Genomic DNA, 18,948 nt, shown 5'->3' on the forward strand with positions numbered 1-18,948 from the left:
CGCAAGACTTTCACTTGTAACTCCATGCATTTAATTTGGTAGGCACGATTGGATTCGAACCAACGACCCCCACCATGTCAAGGTGGTGCTCTAACCAACTGAGCTACGTGCCTGTCGTCGAGGTGTGCATATTATAAGAGCCTCCCCATCTTGGCAAGCACTTTTTTGCGACACCGACGCAGGCCGCGCGCTTGCTGTATACTAGCGGACTGATTTTGCTAAACAAACCCTGAAGCGATACTTCGAATAATGTTGAAGTTTACCGTACACAAGACCTCCGGCGGCGCGCGGCGCGGCACGCTGGAGCTGAACCACGGCACCGTGGAGACCCCGGTCTTCCAGCCGGTAGGCACCTACGGCTCGGTCAAGGCGATGAGCCCGGTCGAGCTGAACGACATCGGCGCGCAGATCATTCTGGGCAACACCTTCCACCTGTGGCTGCGCCCGGGCCTGGAGATCGTCGAGCAGTTCGGCGGCCTGCACGAGTTCATCGGCTGGGACAAACCCATCCTGACCGACTCCGGCGGCTTCCAGGTGTTCAGCCTGTCCGACATGCGCAAGCTGACCGAGGAAGGCTGCACCTTCCAGAGCCCGATCAACGGCGACAAGCTGTTCCTGAGCCCTGAAATCTCGATGAAGATCCAGACCGTGCTCAATTCGGATATCGTGATGCAGCTGGACGAGTGCACGCCGGGCCAGGTGGACCACGCCACCGCGCAAAAATCGCTGCAGATGAGCCTGCGCTGGGCCGAACGCTCGCGCCGCGCCTTCGACGACCTGAAAAACCCGAACGCGCTGTTCGGCATCGTGCAAGGCAACCTTTATACCGATTTGCGCCAGGAGTCGCTGGAAGGCCTGATGCAGGTCGGTTTCGACGGCATCGCCATCGGCGGCCTGTCGGTGGGCGAGCCCAAGCCGGAAATGTACCGGATGCTGACCGAGCTGAAGGACATGCTGCCGGCCGAGAAGCCGCACTACCTGATGGGCGTCGGCACGCCGGAAGACCTGGTGCACGGCGTGGCCAACGGCGTCGACATGTTCGACTGCGTGATGCCGACCCGTAACGCGCGCAACGGCTGGATCTTCACCCAGTGGGGCGACGTCAAGATCAAGAACGCGCGCTACAAGGATGACAAGAAGCCGCTGGACGAGGAATGCGCGTGCTACGCCTGCCGCAACTTCAGCCGCGCCTACCTGCACCACCTGCATCGCGTCGGCGAAATCCTGGGCGCGCGGCTGAACACCATCCACAATCTGTTCTACTACCAGGAACTGATGCGCGAGATGCGCAAGGCGATCGAGGAAGACCGCTTCGAGGACTTCCGCCTGGAGTTCGCGGCCAAACGCGCGCGCGGCGTCAACTAAGCGCGCCGGGCGGGAAACCGCGGCCCCGCGCCGACGGTCCCAGGCCCTTGCCGCGCTCCATAGTTGGAAAAGATATGGAGCATGGCTACAATGCCCTGTTCGAACTTGAAGTCATAACGAAATTTAGGAGTTTCCCTGATGTCCTTCATTACTCCCGCCTTCGCCTCCGGCGGCGCAGCTCCCGCAGGTTTCGACCTGATGGGCTTCCTGCCCATGATCGTGATCTTCGTGCTGTTCTGGTTCCTGATGGTCCGCCCTCAGCAGAAGCGCATGAAGGAAACCCAGAAAATGCTGTCCGAACTGCAAAAGGGCGATGAAGTGGTCACCCAGGGCGGCATCGTCGGCCGCGTATCCAAAGTCAGCGAACAATACCTAACCCTGGAAATCGCCGACAACGTGGAAATCCACGTTCAGCGCAGCGCCGTCGGCGCTAAGCTGGAAAAGGGCACGCTGAAGTCGCTGTAAGCCCATCACGGCCGCCCCGGAACGCTCCGCAGGCGGCCTTGTTCATTTCCCACTCCAGAACTAGAACATGAACCGCTACCCTCTCTGGAAATACCTCGTCATCGTGGTGGCGCTGATCATCTCGGCAATCTACACGCTGCCCAATTTCTACGGCGAGACCCCCGCGGTGCAGGTCTCCAGCTCGCGCCAGTCGATTCCGGTGGACTCCGCCGTGATGGGCCGCGTGGAAGACGCGCTCAAGTCGCAGAACATCAGCCCCGACGGCGTCTTTCTCGACGCCAACAGCCTGAAGGTCCGCTTCAAGGATACCGACACCCAGCTGAAGGCGCGCGACGCCATCCAGCACGCGCTGGGCGACAACTACATCATCGCGCTGAACCTGCTGCCCGCCTCCCCGTCCTGGCTGACGGCGCTTCACGCCAACCCGATGTTCCTGGGCCTCGACCTGCGCGGCGGCGTGCACTTCCTGCTGGAAGTGGACATGCAAGCCGCCACCGACAAGGCGATGGAACGCTATGCCGGCGATCTGCGCCGCGAGCTGAAGAACAAGCAAGTGCGCTACGGCAACATCAAGCGCAACGGCAACACGCTGGAAGTGCAGCTGCGTGACGAAGACACGCTGAAGTCGGCCCAGGACGTGGCCTACCGCATGCTGCCCAGCCTGGCGGTCCGCACCGACGACTCCGCCAACAAGCTGCTGCTGACGCTGAAGCCGGAAGAGATCACCAAGATCCAGAACGACGCGGTCAAGCAGAACATCACCACGCTGCACAACCGCGTGAACGAGCTGGGCACCACCGAACCCATCATCCAGCAGGCCGGCCCGAACCGCATCGTGGTGCAGCTGCCCGGCATCCAGGACACTGCCCGCGCCAAGGACATCATCGGCCGCACCGCCACGCTGGAAGTGCACATGGTCGAGGACGACCAGGGCAAGGTGGCCGAAGCGCTGGCCGGCAACGTGCCCGCAGGCTACGAGCTGCTGGACGAAGCCACCTCCCGCGGCCAGAGCAAGATCCTGCTCAAGAGCGACGTGGAGCTGACCGGCGACAATATCAACGACGCCCAGCCCAGCTTCGACCAGTTCGGCGCGCCCGCCGTCAGCATCAACCTGGACAGCACCGGCGCCGCCATCTTCCGCCAGCTGACCGCCGAAAACGTCGGCAAACGCATGGCGATGGTGCTGGTGGAAAAAGGCCGCAAGGAAGTGGTCACCGCGCCGGTGATCCGCACCGAGATCGGCGGCGGCCGCGTGGAAATCTCCGGCAGCATGAACAGCGCCGAAGCCAACGACACCGCCCTCTTGCTGCGCGCCGGCTCCCTGGCCGCGCCGATGAACATCATCGAAGAGCGCACCATCGGACCGAGCCTGGGCAAGGAAAACATCGAGAAGGGCTTCCACGCCACGCTGTGGGGCTTCGCCGCCATCGTCGTCTTCATGGTGCTGTACTACGGCCTGTTCGGCGTGTTCTCCGGCCTGTCGCTGGCGATCAACGTGTTCTTCCTGATCGCCCTGCTGTCGATGCTGCAGGCCACGCTGACCCTGCCCGGCATCGCCGCCATCGCGCTGGCGCTGGGCATGGCGATCGACGCCAACGTGCTGATCAACGAGCGCATCCGCGAGGAGCTGCGCAACGGCATGCCGCCGCACTCGGCGATCCACGCCGGCTACGACCACGCCTGGCACACCATCCTGGACTCCAATGTCACCACGCTGATCGCCGGCCTGGCGCTGATGATCTTCGGCTCCGGCCCCGTGCGCGGCTTCGCCATCGTGCACTGCCTGGGCATCCTGACCTCGATGTTCTCGGCGGTGGTGGTGTCGCGCGGCCTGGTTCACCTGTGGTACGGCCGTCGCCGCAAACTGACCTCGCTGGCCATCGGCCAGGTGTGGAAACCGGAAAACAAGGGCTAAACCATGGAGCTTTTCCGCATCAAACGGGACATCCCGTTCATGAGCTACGGCCGGCTCACCACCGCGATTTCGCTGGTGACCTTCGTGCTCGCCGTATTCTTTCTGGCCACCCGCGGCCTGAACTTCAGCGTGGAGTTCACCGGCGGCACCGTGCTGGAGCTGCAGTACCAGCAATCGGCTAACCTGGACCAGATCCGCGAGAAAGTAGACGCGCTGAAGCTGGGCGAATCCACGGTGCAGAATCTGGGCAGCAGCCGCGACGTGATGATCCGCCTGCCGAACAAGCCGGGCACCAGTACCGCCCAGCTGTCCGACAAGGTGATGGGCCAGCTCAAGGCCGCCGATCCGACCGTGCAGCTGCGCAAGGTTGACTTCGTCGGCCCCAGCGTCGGCGAGGAGCTGGTCACCCACGGTCTGACCGCGGTGATCCTGGTCTGCGTGGGCATCATGCTCTACCTGGCCATCCGCTTCGAATGGCGCTTCGCCGTCGCGGCCATCATCGCCAACATGCACGACGTGGTGATCATCCTCGGCTGCTTCGCCTTCTTCCGCTGGGAATTCTCGCTGACCGTGCTGGCCGGCATCCTGGCGGTGCTGGGCTACTCGGTGAACGAGTCGGTGGTGGTGTTCGACCGGATCCGCGAAAACTTCCGCAAGCCGGGCATGCGCGGCCACGCGGTGGCCGAAGTGATCGACAACGCCATCACCTCCACCATGAGCCGCACCATCATCACCCACTTCTCCACCGAGATGATGGTGGTGTCGATGCTGGTATTCGGCGGCCCGGCGCTGCACGGTTTCGCGATGGCGCTGACCATCGGCATCGTGTTCGGCATCTACTCGTCGGTGCTGGTGGCCAGCCCGATCGCGTTGTGGCTGGGCGTGAAGCGCGAGCACATGATCAAGCCGGTGAAACAAAAAGAGGAAGCGGTGGTCTGATCATCGCCTTCTGAACGACTGGCCGGCTTGTCCGGCCAGTTTCGCGTTTGCCCACCTAGCTCATAACGGAAATCATGGAAGCCATCACGTTTCTGATCGACTTCATCCTGCACATCGACACCCACCTGACCCAGCTGGTGGCCGCCTACGGTCTCTGGATCTACGCCATCCTGTTCCTGATCGTGTTCTGCGAAACCGGCCTGGTGGTCACGCCCTTCCTGCCCGGCGATTCGCTGCTGTTCGTCGCCGGCGCGCTGGCCGCGATGGGCCAGATGAACCCGCACCTGCTGGTGCTGTTGCTGATTGTCGCCGCCATCCTGGGCGACGCCACCAACTACGCGATCGGCCGCAATGTCGGCATGCGGCTGTTCGACATGTTCCCGCGCATCCTCAAGCCGCAGTACCTGGACAAGACCCACGCTTTCTACGAGCGCCACGGCGGCAAGACCATCATCTTCGCCCGCTTCGTGCCCATCGTGCGCACCTTCGCGCCGTTCGTCGCCGGCATCGGCAAGATGCACTATCCGCAGTTCCTCAAGTACAACGTGGTGGGCGCCGTCGCCTGGGTGGTCGGCTTCACCTACGCCGGCTATTTCTTCGGCAACCTGCCCTTCGTGCGCAAGAATCTGGAATTGCTGATCTTCGGCATCATCTTCGTTTCGTTCCTGCCCGGGCTGATCGAAATCTGGCGCCACAAGCGCGCGGCCGCCCGCGGCTGATCCGTAGTAGAATCGACAAGGCCGCCTTGAGTGCGGCCTTTTGCATTGCCATCACTCTCAAACGCCGCCCATGACACGCATCCAACGCCTGCCCGACCACCTCGTCAACCAGATCGCCGCCGGCGAGGTGGTGGAACGCCCCGCCTCCGCGCTGAAGGAAATGCTGGAAAACAGCCTGGACGCCGGCTCGACGCGGATCAGCGTGGACCTGGCCCAGGGCGGCATCAAGCTGATCCGGGTGACCGACAACGGCGCCGGCATCGCCGCCGACGACCTGCCGCTGGCGCTGGACCGCCACGCCACCAGCAAGATCGCCTCGCTGGACGATCTGGAATCGGTATCCACGCTGGGCTTCCGCGGCGAGGGTCTGGCCAGCGTGGCGTCGGTGTCCCGGCTGACGCTGATCAGCCGGCCGCACGATGCCGATCACGCCCACCAGATCATCGCGATCGACGGCGCGCTGCATCCGGTGGAGCCGGCCGCCCATCCGCACGGCACCAGCGTGGAAGTGGTGGATCTGTACTTCAACACCCCAGCGCGGCGCAAATTCCTGAAAAGCGAAAACACCGAGTACGCGCACTGCGCGGCCACTTTCGAGCGCATCGCGCTGGCGCACCCCCATGTCGAATTCCTGCTGCGCCACAACGGCAAGGTGGCTTGGCGGCTGCCGTCGCAAAGCGCCGAGGACCGCGTGGCAGCGCTCTTGGGCAAGGACTTCGTCGCCGCCGCCATCCCGCTGGACAGCCAGGCCGGCCCGCTGGCGCTGACCGGCTTCGTCGCCTCGCCCACTTACTCCAAAGCCAGCCGCGACGCCCAGTACTTCTACGTCAACGGCCGCTTCGTCCGCGACAAGACCGCGCAGCACGCGCTGCGCCAGGCCTACCGCGACGTGCTGCACCACGACCGCCATCCAGCTTACGCGCTGTTCTTCCAGCTTGAGCCGTCCGGCGTGGACGTCAACGTGCACCCGACCAAGATCGAAGTCCGCTTCCGCGAAAGCCAGGCGGTGCACCAGTTCCTGTTCCACAGCGTGCACAAGGCATTGGCCGGCACCAGCGCCGGCGCCGCGCCGACGGTGCAGGTGGAAGGCGCGGAACCGGCCGCGCCGCAGCTGCCGCGCGGCGAATCGGCGCCGCTGTTCGCCAGCGCCTCGCCCCGGCCGGCCTCGTCCGGCATGCCGGCGCCGCAGCCTTTCCAATATCAGCAGCAGTCCATCCCGCTGAATGTGGCGCGCGAGGCGGTGGGCGTTTACGACAAGATGTTCGGCGGCCTGCGCGAGGAAGAGCGGGCGCTGTCGCGTTCCGAGCTGGCCATGCCCTCCCCCGCCGCGCCGCTCCCGCATCCGGCGGTGCTGGCGATGCCCGCCCACGACGAAAACGGCATCCCGCCGCTGGGCTTCGCGCTGGCGCAGCTGCACGGCGTCTACATCCTCAGCCAGTGCGCCGAAGGGCTGATCCTAGTGGACATGCACGCCGCCCATGAGCGCATCGTCTACGAGCGGCTGAAAACCGCGCTGGAAGCCGACTCCATCCCGCTGCAACCGCTGCTGCTGCCGGTATCCTTCGCCGCCGACCGCATGGAAGTGGCCACCGCCCACGAACACGGCGAGGAGATGAAGCGGCTGGGCGTGGAGCTGGCGCCGCTGTCGCCGACCCAGATCGCCGTGCGCGGCGTGCCGGTGTGGCTGAAGGACGGCGATCCGGTGGACCTGGCTCGCGCGGTGCTGAAGGACGTGCGCGAATTCGGCCTGACCCAGGTGCTGACCGAGCGCCGCAACGAGCTCTTGGCCACCATGGCCTGCCACGGCGCGGTGCGCGCCAACCGCCAGCTGACCTTGCCGGAAATGAACGCGCTGCTGCGCGACATGGAAGCCACCGAACGCTCCGGCCAATGCAACCACGGCCGCCCCACCTGGAGCCGGTTGACGATGCGCGACCTCGACAAGCTGTTCATGCGCGGCCAGTAATCCCATCCTTGCTCACCCATAGAATGACCAGACCAGCATTGATCCCGACGCGACGCGGCACGCTCGCCAAACCCCGATGAGAGTCAGCGTATTGGTGGAAAACCATAGCCACCGGCCAGCCCTGCAGGCAGAGGCCGGCCTGTCGCTATGGATAGAGCACAACGGACACCGCGTACTGTTCGACACCGGCCGCAGCGGCCTGCTGCTGGATAACGCCGCAAAGATGGGCGTCGATCTGTCCACGCTCAGCCATCTGGTGCTGTCCCATGGCCATTACGACCATAGCGGCGGCCTCGCCGCGCTGTCCCCCATCCTGCCGGCGGACAAGCGGCCGCAGCTGATCGCGCATCCTCACGCCTTACTGCCGCGCGCCGCCATGCTGGGCCCATGGCAGCTGCGGCGGCTGGGCATCCCGGCCATGCCGGCCGATATGGAGAATCGCTTCGATCTTCAGCTGCACCGGGAGCCTTACCCTTTCGCCGACGACTTCGTGTTTCTCGGCCGCATTCCGCGCCGAACCTACCGCGAAGGCCGGCGCGCCATGGGCCGGCAGTGGCCGCAAACCCGCCGCAGCGCGCCGGACCGGGTGGAAGACGACTCCGCTCTGGTCTGCCGCACGGAAAAAGGCCTGATCATCTTCAGCGGCTGCGCCCACTCCGGCATCCGCCACACCGTCGATTACGCGATGGAAGTCTGCGGCGACAGCCGCGTGCGGGCGGTGATAGGCGGCTTCCACCTGCGCAGCGCCGGCCCGCTGCGGCTGCTGAATGTCCGCCGCTATTTCCAGTCCCAGGCCGGCACCCAGCTCTTCGCCTGCCATTGCAGCGGCTACGCCCGCCACTTCCTGCCCAGGCAAACGAATATCGCCGTCGGCAATCGGCTGGTCTTCGACTGAGTCCTCCCGGCTTCCGCGGGGCCCCGCGCCGGCCGCCCTTCACAAACCGGCCCCCTCCTCGTCCCTGCGAATGAACGCCGCGCGCCCCGCCGGCCCCAGACTGAAGGAGCGGAACATGCAATTCAACGACACCGCCAAGCGAGACGCGCTGAACGCCTTTGCCCAACTGCCGCCAGCGGTCAGGGAGCAGATCCAGTTCAGCTCGGTCAGGCTGAGCAACGACCGCTTCACCGGCTCGGGCGTGCTGGTCATCGACGCCAACCAGATCCAGGGCATCGTCACCGCCAAGCACAATCTGTGCGTGCGCGCCGGCATCGCCACGCCGACGGCGTGGAACGAAGACCAAGTCGCCAATCTGATCACCGGCTTCCTCGACGGCCTGAAAGTCGGTTACGACTACCCCACCACCACGCCGGACAACACCCGCCAGCCATTGCCGGCGAAAGAGCAAAGACTGGACTCGGAAAGCAGCGACATCGAATTCCGCAACGGCCACGGCCGCTGGGACTACGACCTGATGTTCATCTCTTTCAAGGCCAAGCTGCCGATACGCGACTACATCGCCGCCAGCCCGCTGCACCGCGTGGCCTACAGCAACAGCGACCTGGCCTTCTACCGCCAGGACCCGACTGGCAAAGGCGTGTTCGTCACCGGCTTCGGCGACGTGCTGAACGCCCAGGGCGGCCAGCTCAACCTGTCCCACCCTTTCCAGGTCCGCAACGCCGCCATCGCGTCCCGCCAGGCCCAGGTTCTGCGCCAGAGCCGTCCCGACCTCTACTTCACCGACGCGCTGATTGTCGAGGCATCCAACAACAGCAGCACCGCCACCGGCGATTCCGGCGGCCCGGCATTCCACGTCAACGGCAGCCGGGTCTACCTGATGGGCGCGACGCTGGGCGCCAACTTCCTGCCCGACCGGCTGCCGCCGGACGCGCCCATCATCAATAATGCGGCGACAGCGCTGTATGCAGGGGGGTATTTGTTCTGACCATTGATTCCAATGCATCACGGTAGACGCTGGGCTTCGCCTGCTCTGCATCGACCTACACGGTACCTAATCCACCACTCTGGCTTGACCCAAAAGAAAACGGCGCATCACCATTAAGGGGATGCGCCGCTTATGTGATAGAGCATGCCCGCGCCATATGCACAATGACGTTGCACTTGGACCGTAAGTTGGGCTAAACAAATGAAGCCAAATGCTTTCCGAGAAAACCCACGGCCCCATAAATATTGATCGCCATATCTCACGGTAAACGTTGGGCTACGCAAGCTTAGTCCAACCTACGGCCCTGACCATGTGCGATCTGGAAAAATTGTTCATGCACGGCCAATGAGCTTGGTAGATTTGGGACAGGCCATGGTTGCGCCGTTTCGGCTGTCGGGGGCCGTGGTTTATCCCCTGTTTCCCATTAGCTCATAGGAAGCCCTCCATGCAAATAGTCCCGGCTACAGCGCTTCTCGAAATATCGAGAAACTATGTTGACCATCGGTCTCACCGTGAGGACTGCTGGTATTGGTATTCTGATGAAGGAAAGGGTGGAGCAATCCCGCTCTCTATCTCCACGCTCTACAGAGGCCAGAATGCTCGCCACGCCCCGATGCTCACAACAATCACTCGAGGTTTACAGTCCACAGATATAGTGAACATCTTCGAAGCCTCCATTTCTGATCAAGCTAAGATCGCTATTCGACTAGCCCAATCTTGGTGGTTTGGCCGCGAACTGACCCGACACCCCATCAGCCATCATGCCGCCAGCCAGAATCTGGATTTGAACGAAATTGCGCTCGCGCAGCACTATGGAATTCCAACTGGATACCTAGATCTAACTGATGACTTCAATGTAAGTGCATTCTTTGCAACCTGTCGCGAAAACGTCGATGGCTGGCGACCCATCAGTTCAGGCGTGGGCGTGATATATCGGGTTAAGCTAAGGAACATTGAAAACCCATTTGACGACTACATCCCTCTTGGGCCTCAGAAGTTACCACGACCAAGTGAGCAGTGCGCTTGGGTTGTAGAACTTCCGCTTCGTCATGGATTCGAGGGATGGCCGGGTGTTGAGATGCTGCAATTCCATCATGATCATCGGGTAGGACAGCATTTTCTAGAAATGTTTGAAGGTGGAAAAAAGTTGTTTCCACATGACCCACTTGCTGATGTTGCGGAAGAGATTCTTGCTTGCGGCGAAATTCCAGCCGATCTCGTTGAAGCTGCTTTGAAATCATTCACGACCGATCCTTGCGGGATTCGTCTGAGTGATCTGCCGGCTGTGCGTAACGAAATTTCCACACTGATTCATCAAACTTCCTATAGGCAACTATTAACAGACCAGCATGTTGCATCTCTGCTCACAGACCAAGAGTGGATCGAAAAAATGCTTGCCACAGTAAAAGCCAGGGCCATAGCTGTGCGTCGTGTGCAAATTCAGCAAGACGAAGCTGATTCCAATCACGACACTACCTATTGATATCAGCCTCATAGATTGGAGCAGCTTATCTACCATTTCTAGTTCATAACCGATAAAATGTGCCCGATTTTAAAACTACGAGCAAACTGTTTAGAATGGACCACAGAGGTCTATTCAATGGTGTTCTATTTTTTGCGAAAATAGGAAATGAAGCGAAGGGCCACAAATTTTCGATAGCCTAAACCGAGGTCTATCCCTATAGATAATCCCTCATCCTGTAATAAGCCATCCCCAACACCAGCGCCGGGGTGCGCAGCAGCTTGCCGCCGGGGAAGTCGCGGTGGCGGATCTTGGCGAACAGGTCCAGCCGCGACGAGGTGCCGGCGATCGCCTCGGCCACCACCTTGCCTGCCAGGCCGGTGATGTTGACGCCGTGACCGGAGAAGCCTTGCAGATAGTAGACATTGCCCGACAGGCGGCCGAAATCCGGCGCGCGGTTGACGGTGATGTCGCAGAATCCGCCCCAGGCGTAATCGATGCCGACATCGGCCAGCTGCGGGAACACGCGCAGCATGTCTGCGCGCATGGAGCCCGCCAGATCGCGCGGCTCGTGGCCGGAATAGCTGACTTTGCCGCCGAACAGCAAACGATGGTCGGCCGACAGCCGGTAGTAGTCGAGCACGAAATTGGTATCGCACACCGCCATATTGTCGGCGATCAACGCGCGCGCCCTCTCCTCGCCCAGCGGCTCGGTGGCGATCACATAGGTGCCGGCCGGCATGATGCGCCGCTCCAGCTGCGGCGCCAGCGCGCCGATATAGGAATTGCAGGCCAGCACCAGGTGGCGGCAACGCACGACGCCGTGCTCAGTGAAGACCTTGGGCGCGTCGCCCTGCTCGATGCTCAGTGCCGGCGTCTGCTCATGGATGGCCACGCCGGCGGCCAGCGCCGCGCGGGCCAGGCCCAGGGTGTAGTTGAGCGGATGCAGATGGCCGGAGCGCGGGTCGAACAAGCCACCCTGGTAACGCTCGCTGGCCAGCTTGTCCCGCAGCGCCGCTCGGTCCCACAGCTGCATGCCGCCATAGTCGTAGCGCTGCTCGGCTTCGCGCTGCCAGTCCTCCAACTCCCGCATGTGCCGCGGTTTCACCGCCGCGCTGACGTAGCCACGCTGCCAGTCGCACTGGATATCATGGCGGCGCACACGCTCGTCTATGATTTCCACCGCCTCCACCGACATGTCCCACAGCGCCTTGGCCGCTTCTTCGCCCACCTGGGAGCGGATGCCGTCGATATCGCCGGCATAGCCCGCGATCACCTGGCCGCCGTTGCGGCCGGAAGCGCCGAAGCCGACATGCGAGCCCTCCAGCAGGAGGACGGAAAAGCCCTTCTCCCGCAGGTTCAGCGCCGCCGACAGCCCGGCCAGCCCGCCGCCCACCACGCATACGTCGCAGCTTGCCTCGCCGCGCAGCGGAGGCTGCGGGTCCCAGGCGTGGGCGGTGGCGGCGTAATAGGATGGCGGATGCGGCTGATGGGCGAAACGCAGCATAAAGTCCTCAAGGCAGATCAAAAGGGAAGCCCCCGGCGAGCCGGGGCGCGGATGTCACTGGGTCAACACCACCGGCGAGTCGGCGCGCCAGCTGAGGTAGACCGTCTCGTCCCAGGTTGGCGCGGTCTCATTGGCGTCGCACCAGCGCGACGATGGCACCACGGCTTTGACGATCTTGCCGCCGGCCAGTTTCACGTGATAGACGGAGTAGCTGCCCAGATAGGCGATGTCCCGCACTGTGCCGGCGGCGCGGTTGGCGCCGGGCGGCAGCGGCTGCTTGTCCAGCCGCACGTCCTCCGGCCGCACGCTGGCCCACACATGCATGCCCTTGGGTCCGGTGATGCCGTGGTCGATGTGGATGATGCCGCCCAGCTCCTGCGAATTGATCTCCACCCGGTCTGGCTCGTCCACCACCACCGCGCCTTCGAACATATTGGTCTCGCCGATGAATTCGGCGGTGAAGCGACAGCTCGGGTATTCGTAGATCTCGGTCGGCGTGCCCACCTGCAGCAGCTTGCCCTCGCTCATGATGCCGATGCGGCTGGACATGGTCATCGCTTCTTCCTGGTCGTGGGTGACCATGATGCAGGTGACGCCCACCGCCTCGATGGTGTTGACCAGCTCCAGTTGGGTCTGCTGCCGGAGTTTCTTGTCCAGCGCCCCCAGAGGCTCGTCCAGCAGCAGCAGCTTGGGCCGCTTCACCAGGCTGCGCGCCAGCGCCACCCGCTGCTGCTGGCCGCCGGACAGCTGGTGCGGCTTGCGGCCGGCGTATTTGCGCATCTGCACCAGATCCAGCATCTTCGCCACCCGCTCGGCGATCTCGTCGCGCGGCGCGCCGTCCTGCTTCAGGCCGAAGGCGACGTTCTGTTCCACCGTCATGTGCGGGAACAGCGCGTAGTTCTGGAACATCATGTTGACCGGCCGCTCGTACGGCCGCAGGCCCTGCATGTCCTGGCCGTCCAGAATGATGCGGCCGGAAGTCGGCGTTTCCATCCCTGCCAGCATGCGCAGCAGCGTGGACTTGCCGCAGCCCGAGCTGCCCAATAAGGCGAAGATCTCGTTGCGGCGGATGTCGAGGTCGATATGGTCCACCGCCAGGTGGTCGCCGAACTTCTTCACCACGCCGCTTATCCTCAGGTACGGCGGCTCGCTCCCTGCGACGACGCCCGCCGGGACCGCGCTGGCGATGGGGCTGGCTGCTTGCTTGCTGGCCGCGATGGCTTCCGACATGTTCCCACTCCCTCCGACTGCGGCGCCCTGCCGGCGCCGCTTGCTGTTTTGGACGCTTGAGACACGCGGCGGACGAATCCGTCCGCCTCTTGGCGCCGCCGGCACGCTTACAGCATGGCAAAGCGCTGCCGGCATTGCCGGGAAAGATGGAGCGATGAAAGGGGAAGGACGCGGGCCTGCGGCAAGCCTGTCCTCACACTCCCCCGCCGCGGTGCGGGCGGCTGCCGGCGTCTGATGCGCCAGTCGTGGACACAGCCTATGCCATGTTTAAGAAATTTGACAAGCAGGGATCGCAAGATTGATCGCGCTAGAACGATTGTCTGTGGCTTGCGCGCCTCAGCCAGAAAAATGCCGCATTGCGGCAAGCCAGCGTTTAAGACATCAAACACTTGGAGAGAAAATCCAGATCCAATCCCCGCATGCTCAACGGCCGCAAGCACAGCACGATGACGCGCCCGGCTGACGCCGTTCGACGAACAGACTGTTGCCGGACAGCTTCTTCGCCTGCTTCTTGGCTTCCGCCGTCGCCGCGCCGATCTCGTGATGGCTCAGATACTGGCCCGCCCTCACCCGCACCACGCCCAGCGACAGCGTGGTCAGCGGCAGGAACACCGGCTCGCCGTTGCGCGAGGCCACCTCGAAGCCCCCGGCGGCGCGGTGGACGTCGGAAAAATGCTGAGCCGCCAACTCGCCGAACTGCTCCAGCATCCGCCGCAGCCGGCATTCCCAATCTTCCGACTGCATCAACGCGACGAAATCGTCGCCGCCGACATGGCCGACAAAATCGCGCTCCTGATCCACGCACTCCAGCAGCAGATGGGCGACCAGCTCGATCAGGGCATCGCCGGCGGCGTAGCCGTACAAATCGTTGAAAGGCTTGAAGTGGTCCAGATCGGCGTACACCACCACAAACGGGGTCCGCATCTCCAGCAGCCGGTCTATGGTCTCGTTGATCGGCACATTGCCCGGCAGGCCGGTCAGCGGATTGGCGTAGCGCGCGGCGGACAGCTGCAGCTCGGTGATCTTGCGCATCAGCGCGAAGCCGGTGCCCATGCCCAGGTAGCGTCCGTTCTCGGCGATGATGAAGCCGTCCACCAGATAGCGCTGCTCGGCCGCCACCACCAGGCTGGACAGCTCGTGCACGGTCAGGTCGGCGCTGACCACCAGCGGCTGCTTGTCCATCATCAGCTGGCAGGGTTTCTTGCCGTACAGCTCGCGGTTGAACGGCTTGGCGAAGCTTTCCAGCAGATGGTGGCGGCGCAGCAGGCCCACCGGCACGCCGCCCTGCACCACCGGGATGGCGAAGCAGGCCGGATCGTCGGCGAAGCGGCGGTAGGCGGTTTCGTTCGGCACGCCGGCTTCCAGAGGCTCCACCTCCAGCAGCAGATCGCGCGCCAGCGGCTGGTTGCGCAGCCCGTGGCGGCGGCCGCCAAACCACGGCAGCGCGGCCGCCTGCAGCGGAATCTCGCGCGTCGGCGCCGCTTGCGGCCGGGCCAGCAGATAGCCCTGGCCGTAACGCACGCCCAGCCGGCACAGCGTGCGCAGCTCGGCCGCCGACTCTATTCCTTCGGCCACCAGCAGCGCGCCGGACTCGCGGGCGATGTCCGCCATCGAACGGACGAACTGCTCTTTCAAGGGGTCAAGATGGATGTTCTGCACGAAATGCTTGTCCAGCTTGACGAAGTCCGGCCTCAGCTCCGACCACAGCCTGAGGTTGGAAAAGCCCTCGCCCAGATCGTCCAGCGCGATGCGCAGGCCGTCGCCGCGATGCCGGGCGGTCACCTCGCGCAAGGCCAGGTAACCGCCGTTGGGTCGGGTTTCGGTCAACTCCAAGATCACCCGCTTGGGGTCCAGGCCGATGCGGGCGAGGAAGGACAGCAGCGCGCCGGGACGGGATTCCTCGGCCAACAGCGTTTCGGGATTGATGTTGACGAACAACAGCCCGGGCAGATCCAGCTCGGCAAAGCGTTCGGCGCAGGCGCGCAGGCAGGCCAAATCCAGCGACAGCAGCATCTGGCAGCGCTCAGCCGCCTCGAACAGCATCATCGGCGAATGCAGCGTGCTGTCGGACGGGCCGCGTATCAGCCCTTCGTAACCCAGGATGCTGCCAGCCTCCAGATCGACGATGGGTTGGAACACCGGCTGCAGCCGGCGCTGTCCGATGATCTGCTCCAGTTCCCGGCACCACCCCGCCACCCCGGCCGGAGGGGATGGCTCGACGCAAGTTTGCATATTTCTCGACCGACTGCCTGAATTCCGCTCAACCTGGATAATCTACCGACAATAAATGTCATCGACATTACACTGGCGATTTGCGTCCGCCATCTGTTCAGCCGGGCGCGCCCGGTTCTAGAATGAATAAGCACGACACCGCCCAGGACAGGAGCGCCCGCCATGCCGTACGCCCAGCTAGCCGGACATCAGATCTATTACGAGGAAAGCGGCCACGGCAGCCAGCCGTTGCTGCTGCTGAACGGCATCACCATGTCCACCGTCGGCTGGACGCTGATGATGCCGCTGCTGGAGCCGCATTTCCGGGTGATCCGCATGGACTTCCTCGGCCAGGGACAGAGCGAGCATCCGCCGGGCGAACTCTACGCGCTGGCCGAGCAGGCCGATCTGGCCGCCGCGCTGCTGGACTGGCTGCAACTGCCGCAAGTGTACGCGGCGGGCCTGTCCTACGGCGGCATGGTGGCGCAGCATCTGGCGCATCGCCATCCGGACCGGCTGAGCCGCCTGCTGCTGGCCGGCACGCTGGCCTGGGCCGATGCCGTCAACCACCACATCGGCGACAGCTGGATCGCCGCCAACAGCCAGGGCGGCCTGGACCTGCGCTACCAGATCAGCGTGCCCTGGCTGTTTTCCAGCCGCTTTCTCGCCGGCAACGCCGCGATGCTGGACGATCTGAAGCTGCTGGCGGGCATGGTGGACTGGGACGCCGTGATCCGGCTGATCAACGGCGTCCGCCAGCACGACGCCCGCACCTGGCTGCCTCAATTGCAACTCCCGGTGCATATACTGGTCGGAGACGAAGACCGGCTGACGCCGCTGTACCAGGCGCGGCTGCTGCAGGAACTGATACCGGGCGCGGAGCTGGAAGTGCTGCCCGGCGCCGCCCACGTGCTGCACATCGAGGCCGTGGAAGCCTTTGCCCGCGCCATCGTCCGCTTCCGCCAGGACTGAGGCGGCCAACCATTCTCAAGACAGGGGGAAACATGATGAGCACCGACGCCGTAACGCTGAACGTAGATAAACGCGGCATCGCCACCGTCGCGCTGAACCGCCCGGGCCTGCACAACGCGCTGGACGACGAAACCATCAGTCTCCTGGCCGCCACGCTGGAAACGCTGGCCGAGGACGCCACCGTGCGCATGGTGGTGCTGACCGGCAGCGGCATCAGCTTCTCCGCCGGTCATGATCCGGAGTGGCTGCGGCGGCTGTCGCAGTTTTCCGCCAACGAGCTGAACCGCTACGCGCAACAGATCGCGCGGCTGCTGCACACGCTGGACACCCTGCCCCAGCCCACGCTGGCCAAGGTCCAGGGCTCGGCCTTCGGCCTGGGCGTGGCCATGGTCGCCTGTTGCGACATCGCCATCAGCGTATCCGAGGCGCTGTACAGCCTGGCCGACGTTAAATTCGGCCAGATTCCCGCGCTCACCGCGCCCTATCTGATCCGCGCCATCGGCGAACGCGCCACCCGCCGCTACAGCATCACCGCCGAGCGCTTCAACGCCGGCAAGGCCAAGCGCCTAGGCCTGGTCCATCAAGTGGTGGAAAACGACGAGCTGGACGCCGCGGTGGAGCACATGGCGAGCCAGGTGCTGCTGAACAGCCCGGCGGCGATGCGCGCCACCAAGCACCTGATCGGCGAGATCGGCAAGCAGGAAATCACGCCCCAAGTGATGCAGCGCTGCATCGAGCACAGCCTGACCGTGCGGATGAGCGACGAGGGACGCGAAGGCATACGCGCGCTGATCGAGATGCGCAAACCCGGCTGGATGGACTAGAGGCTGGCCCGGCGGGCGGCGGCGGTGCGACAATAGCCGCATTTACCGCTTCCGCCGCCACCATGTCCAATCACACATTCTTCTGGCACGACTACGAAACCTTCGGCGCCGTGCCGCGCCAAGACCGGCCGTCCCAATTCGCCGGCATCCGTACCGACGCCGAGCTGAACGAAATCGGCGAGCCGGTGATGCTGTACTGCCGTCCCGCCCCCGACTACCTGCCCACGCTGCAAGCCTGCCTGCTGACCGGCATCACGCCGCAGCAGTGCCGCCAGCAAGGCGTGGCTGAGCATGAATTCGCCGGCGTGATCGAGCGCGAGCTGGCCACCCCCGCCACCATCGGCGTCGGCTACAACTCGCTGCGCTTCGACGACGAGGTCACCCGCTTCCTGTTCTGGCGCAACCTGATCGATCCCTATGCCCGCGAGTGGCAAAACCATTGCGGCCGCTGGGACCTGCTGGATCTGGTGCGCGCCACCTACGCGCTGCGCCCCGAAGGCATCGCCTGGCCCAAGCATGAGGATGGCCGCACCAGCTTCAAGCTGGAACACCTGTCCGCCGCCAACGGCCTGGCGCACGAATCGGCGCACGACGCGCTGTCCGACGTACGCGCCACCATCGCGCTGGCGCGGCTGATCCGCCAGCGCCAGCCCAAGCTGTTCGACTACTACCTGACGCTGCGCAAGAAGGACGCGGTCAAGGTTCAGCTGTCGCTGCACGACCCCAAGCCGGTGCTGCACGTCTCGGGCATGTACGGCGTCGAGCGCGGCAATATGGCGGTGATCTGGCCGCTGGCCGCCCATCCGACCAACGCCAACGAGGTGATCGTCTGGGACCTGGCCCACGATCCTGCCGAACTGCGCGGCCTCTCCGCCGACGACATCCGCCAGCGCATGTTCACCCGCGCCGACGAATTGCCCGAAGGCATGGCGCGGCTGCCGGTCAAGACCATCCACATCAACAAATCGCCGTTCGTGGTGGCCAACCTGAAAGCGCTGGGCGACGACAACGCCGCCCGCTGGGGCATGGACCTGGCCGCCATCCACCGCCACGCTGAAACCGCCCGCGCCCTGCCCGACCTGTCGGCGCTGTGGCGCCGCGTCTATCAGCGAGACGCCGGCGAACAGCAAGACGTGGACCAGAACCTGTACGGCGGCTTCGTCTCCAACAACGACCGCAAAGTGCTGCAGAAAATGCGCCGGCTGTCCGCCGGACAACTGGCCGGCGAAATGGCGCTGTTCGAAGACCCGCAACTGGCCGAGCTGCTGTTCCGCTACCGCGCGCGCAACTTCCCGGACACCCTGTCCGGCGACGAGGCCAAACGCTGGAAAGCCTGGTGCCAGAACCGGCTCACCCAGTCCTGGCCCGCTTTCCAGCAGGAATTGGCAGAGCTGCAGGCCGGCGAGCTGGCCGATGGCCAGCGCAGCCTGCTGCAACAAGTGGCGGACTACGCCGCCAGTCTTCAGGCCAGCCTGGCCTGACCCTACGGC

The 18,948-nt window shown here is 64.0% G+C and carries 15 protein-coding genes and 1 tRNA gene; 12 read left to right on the forward strand and 4 right to left on the reverse strand.

Annotated features, from left to right (window positions below; translation table 11 throughout):
• Window positions 1-36: 36 nt before the first annotated feature.
• Window positions 37-113, reverse strand: a tRNA-Val gene (locus ACX17K_RS17745).
• Window positions 114-249: 136 nt separating this feature from the next.
• Here ACX17K_RS17745 and tgt point away from each other — a divergent pair.
• The 9 genes from tgt to ACX17K_RS17790 all read left to right on the forward strand — a co-directional run bounded on the left by tgt (window position 250) and on the right by ACX17K_RS17790 (window position 10,735).
• Complete coding sequence (gene tgt / locus ACX17K_RS17750) at window positions 250-1,365, forward strand: tRNA guanosine(34) transglycosylase Tgt (RefSeq protein ID WP_081528127.1); 1,116 nt, start codon at window positions 250-252, stop codon at window positions 1,363-1,365.
• Window positions 1,366-1,503: 138 nt separating this feature from the next.
• Window positions 1,504-1,830: a preprotein translocase subunit YajC gene (gene yajC / locus ACX17K_RS17755; RefSeq protein WP_021477046.1), complete on the forward strand. Its 327-nt coding sequence runs from the start codon at window positions 1,504-1,506 to the stop codon at window positions 1,828-1,830.
• Between the two features lie 67 nt (window positions 1,831-1,897).
• Window positions 1,898-3,745: a protein translocase subunit SecD gene (secD, locus tag ACX17K_RS17760; protein ID WP_021477045.1), complete on the forward strand. Its 1,848-nt coding sequence runs from the start codon at window positions 1,898-1,900 to the stop codon at window positions 3,743-3,745.
• Between the two features lie 3 nt (window positions 3,746-3,748).
• Window positions 3,749-4,684, forward strand: a complete 936-nt coding sequence (gene secF / locus ACX17K_RS17765; RefSeq protein ID WP_347369768.1) for a protein translocase subunit SecF — start codon at window positions 3,749-3,751, stop codon at window positions 4,682-4,684.
• 74 nt (window positions 4,685-4,758) lie between these two features.
• Window positions 4,759-5,403: a DedA family protein gene (locus ACX17K_RS17770; protein WP_347369769.1), complete on the forward strand. Its 645-nt coding sequence runs from the start codon at window positions 4,759-4,761 to the stop codon at window positions 5,401-5,403.
• Window positions 5,404-5,473: 70 nt separating this feature from the next.
• Complete coding sequence (gene mutL / locus ACX17K_RS17775) at window positions 5,474-7,369, forward strand: DNA mismatch repair endonuclease MutL (RefSeq protein WP_493775815.1); 1,896 nt, start codon at window positions 5,474-5,476, stop codon at window positions 7,367-7,369.
• Window positions 7,370-7,445: 76 nt separating this feature from the next.
• Window positions 7,446-8,264, forward strand: coding sequence for an MBL fold metallo-hydrolase (locus tag ACX17K_RS17780; protein WP_493775816.1), 819 nt, complete (start codon window positions 7,446-7,448; stop codon window positions 8,262-8,264).
• 115 nt (window positions 8,265-8,379) lie between these two features.
• Window positions 8,380-9,252 (forward strand): trypsin-like serine protease, encoded by an 873-nt coding sequence (locus ACX17K_RS17785; protein WP_493775817.1) that lies wholly within the window; start codon window positions 8,380-8,382, stop codon window positions 9,250-9,252.
• Between the two features lie 445 nt (window positions 9,253-9,697).
• Entirely contained in the window at window positions 9,698-10,735 is a 1,038-nt protein-coding gene (locus tag ACX17K_RS17790) for an FRG domain-containing protein (RefSeq protein WP_493775818.1), read from the forward strand.
• A 196-nt stretch (window positions 10,736-10,931) separates the two neighbouring features.
• Here ACX17K_RS17790 and ACX17K_RS17795 read toward each other — a convergent pair whose 3' ends face one another.
• The 3 genes from ACX17K_RS17795 to ACX17K_RS17805 form a co-directional block, all read right to left on the reverse strand.
• A complete protein-coding gene (locus ACX17K_RS17795; RefSeq protein WP_493775819.1) occupies window positions 10,932-12,221 on the reverse strand; it encodes an NAD(P)/FAD-dependent oxidoreductase in 1,290 nt (429 codons plus the stop codon).
• Window positions 12,222-12,275: 54 nt separating this feature from the next.
• A complete protein-coding gene (locus ACX17K_RS17800) occupies window positions 12,276-13,451 on the reverse strand; it encodes an ABC transporter ATP-binding protein (protein ID WP_493775820.1) in 1,176 nt (391 codons plus the stop codon).
• Window positions 13,452-13,874: 423 nt separating this feature from the next.
• Window positions 13,875-15,683, reverse strand: coding sequence for a GGDEF domain-containing protein (locus ACX17K_RS17805; protein ID WP_493775821.1), 1,809 nt, complete (start codon window positions 15,681-15,683; stop codon window positions 13,875-13,877).
• A 162-nt stretch (window positions 15,684-15,845) separates the two neighbouring features.
• Here ACX17K_RS17805 and ACX17K_RS17810 point away from each other — a divergent pair, with 162 nt between their 5' ends.
• From ACX17K_RS17810 to sbcB, 3 genes are all read left to right on the forward strand, one after another.
• The gene (locus ACX17K_RS17810) at window positions 15,846-16,634 is read left to right on the forward strand and encodes an alpha/beta fold hydrolase (protein ID WP_231151498.1); all 789 of its coding nucleotides are present in this window, start codon (window positions 15,846-15,848) and stop codon (window positions 16,632-16,634) included.
• 35 nt (window positions 16,635-16,669) lie between these two features.
• Entirely contained in the window at window positions 16,670-17,458 is a 789-nt protein-coding gene (locus tag ACX17K_RS17815) for an enoyl-CoA hydratase-related protein (RefSeq protein ID WP_343481425.1), read from the forward strand.
• Window positions 17,459-17,520: 62 nt separating this feature from the next.
• Window positions 17,521-18,939, forward strand: coding sequence for an exodeoxyribonuclease I (gene sbcB, locus ACX17K_RS17820; RefSeq protein ID WP_493775822.1), 1,419 nt, complete (start codon window positions 17,521-17,523; stop codon window positions 18,937-18,939).
• Window positions 18,940-18,948 lie beyond the last annotated feature (9 nt).

It is taken from the genome of Chromobacterium sp. INPA-IVC, assembly GCF_059047085.1.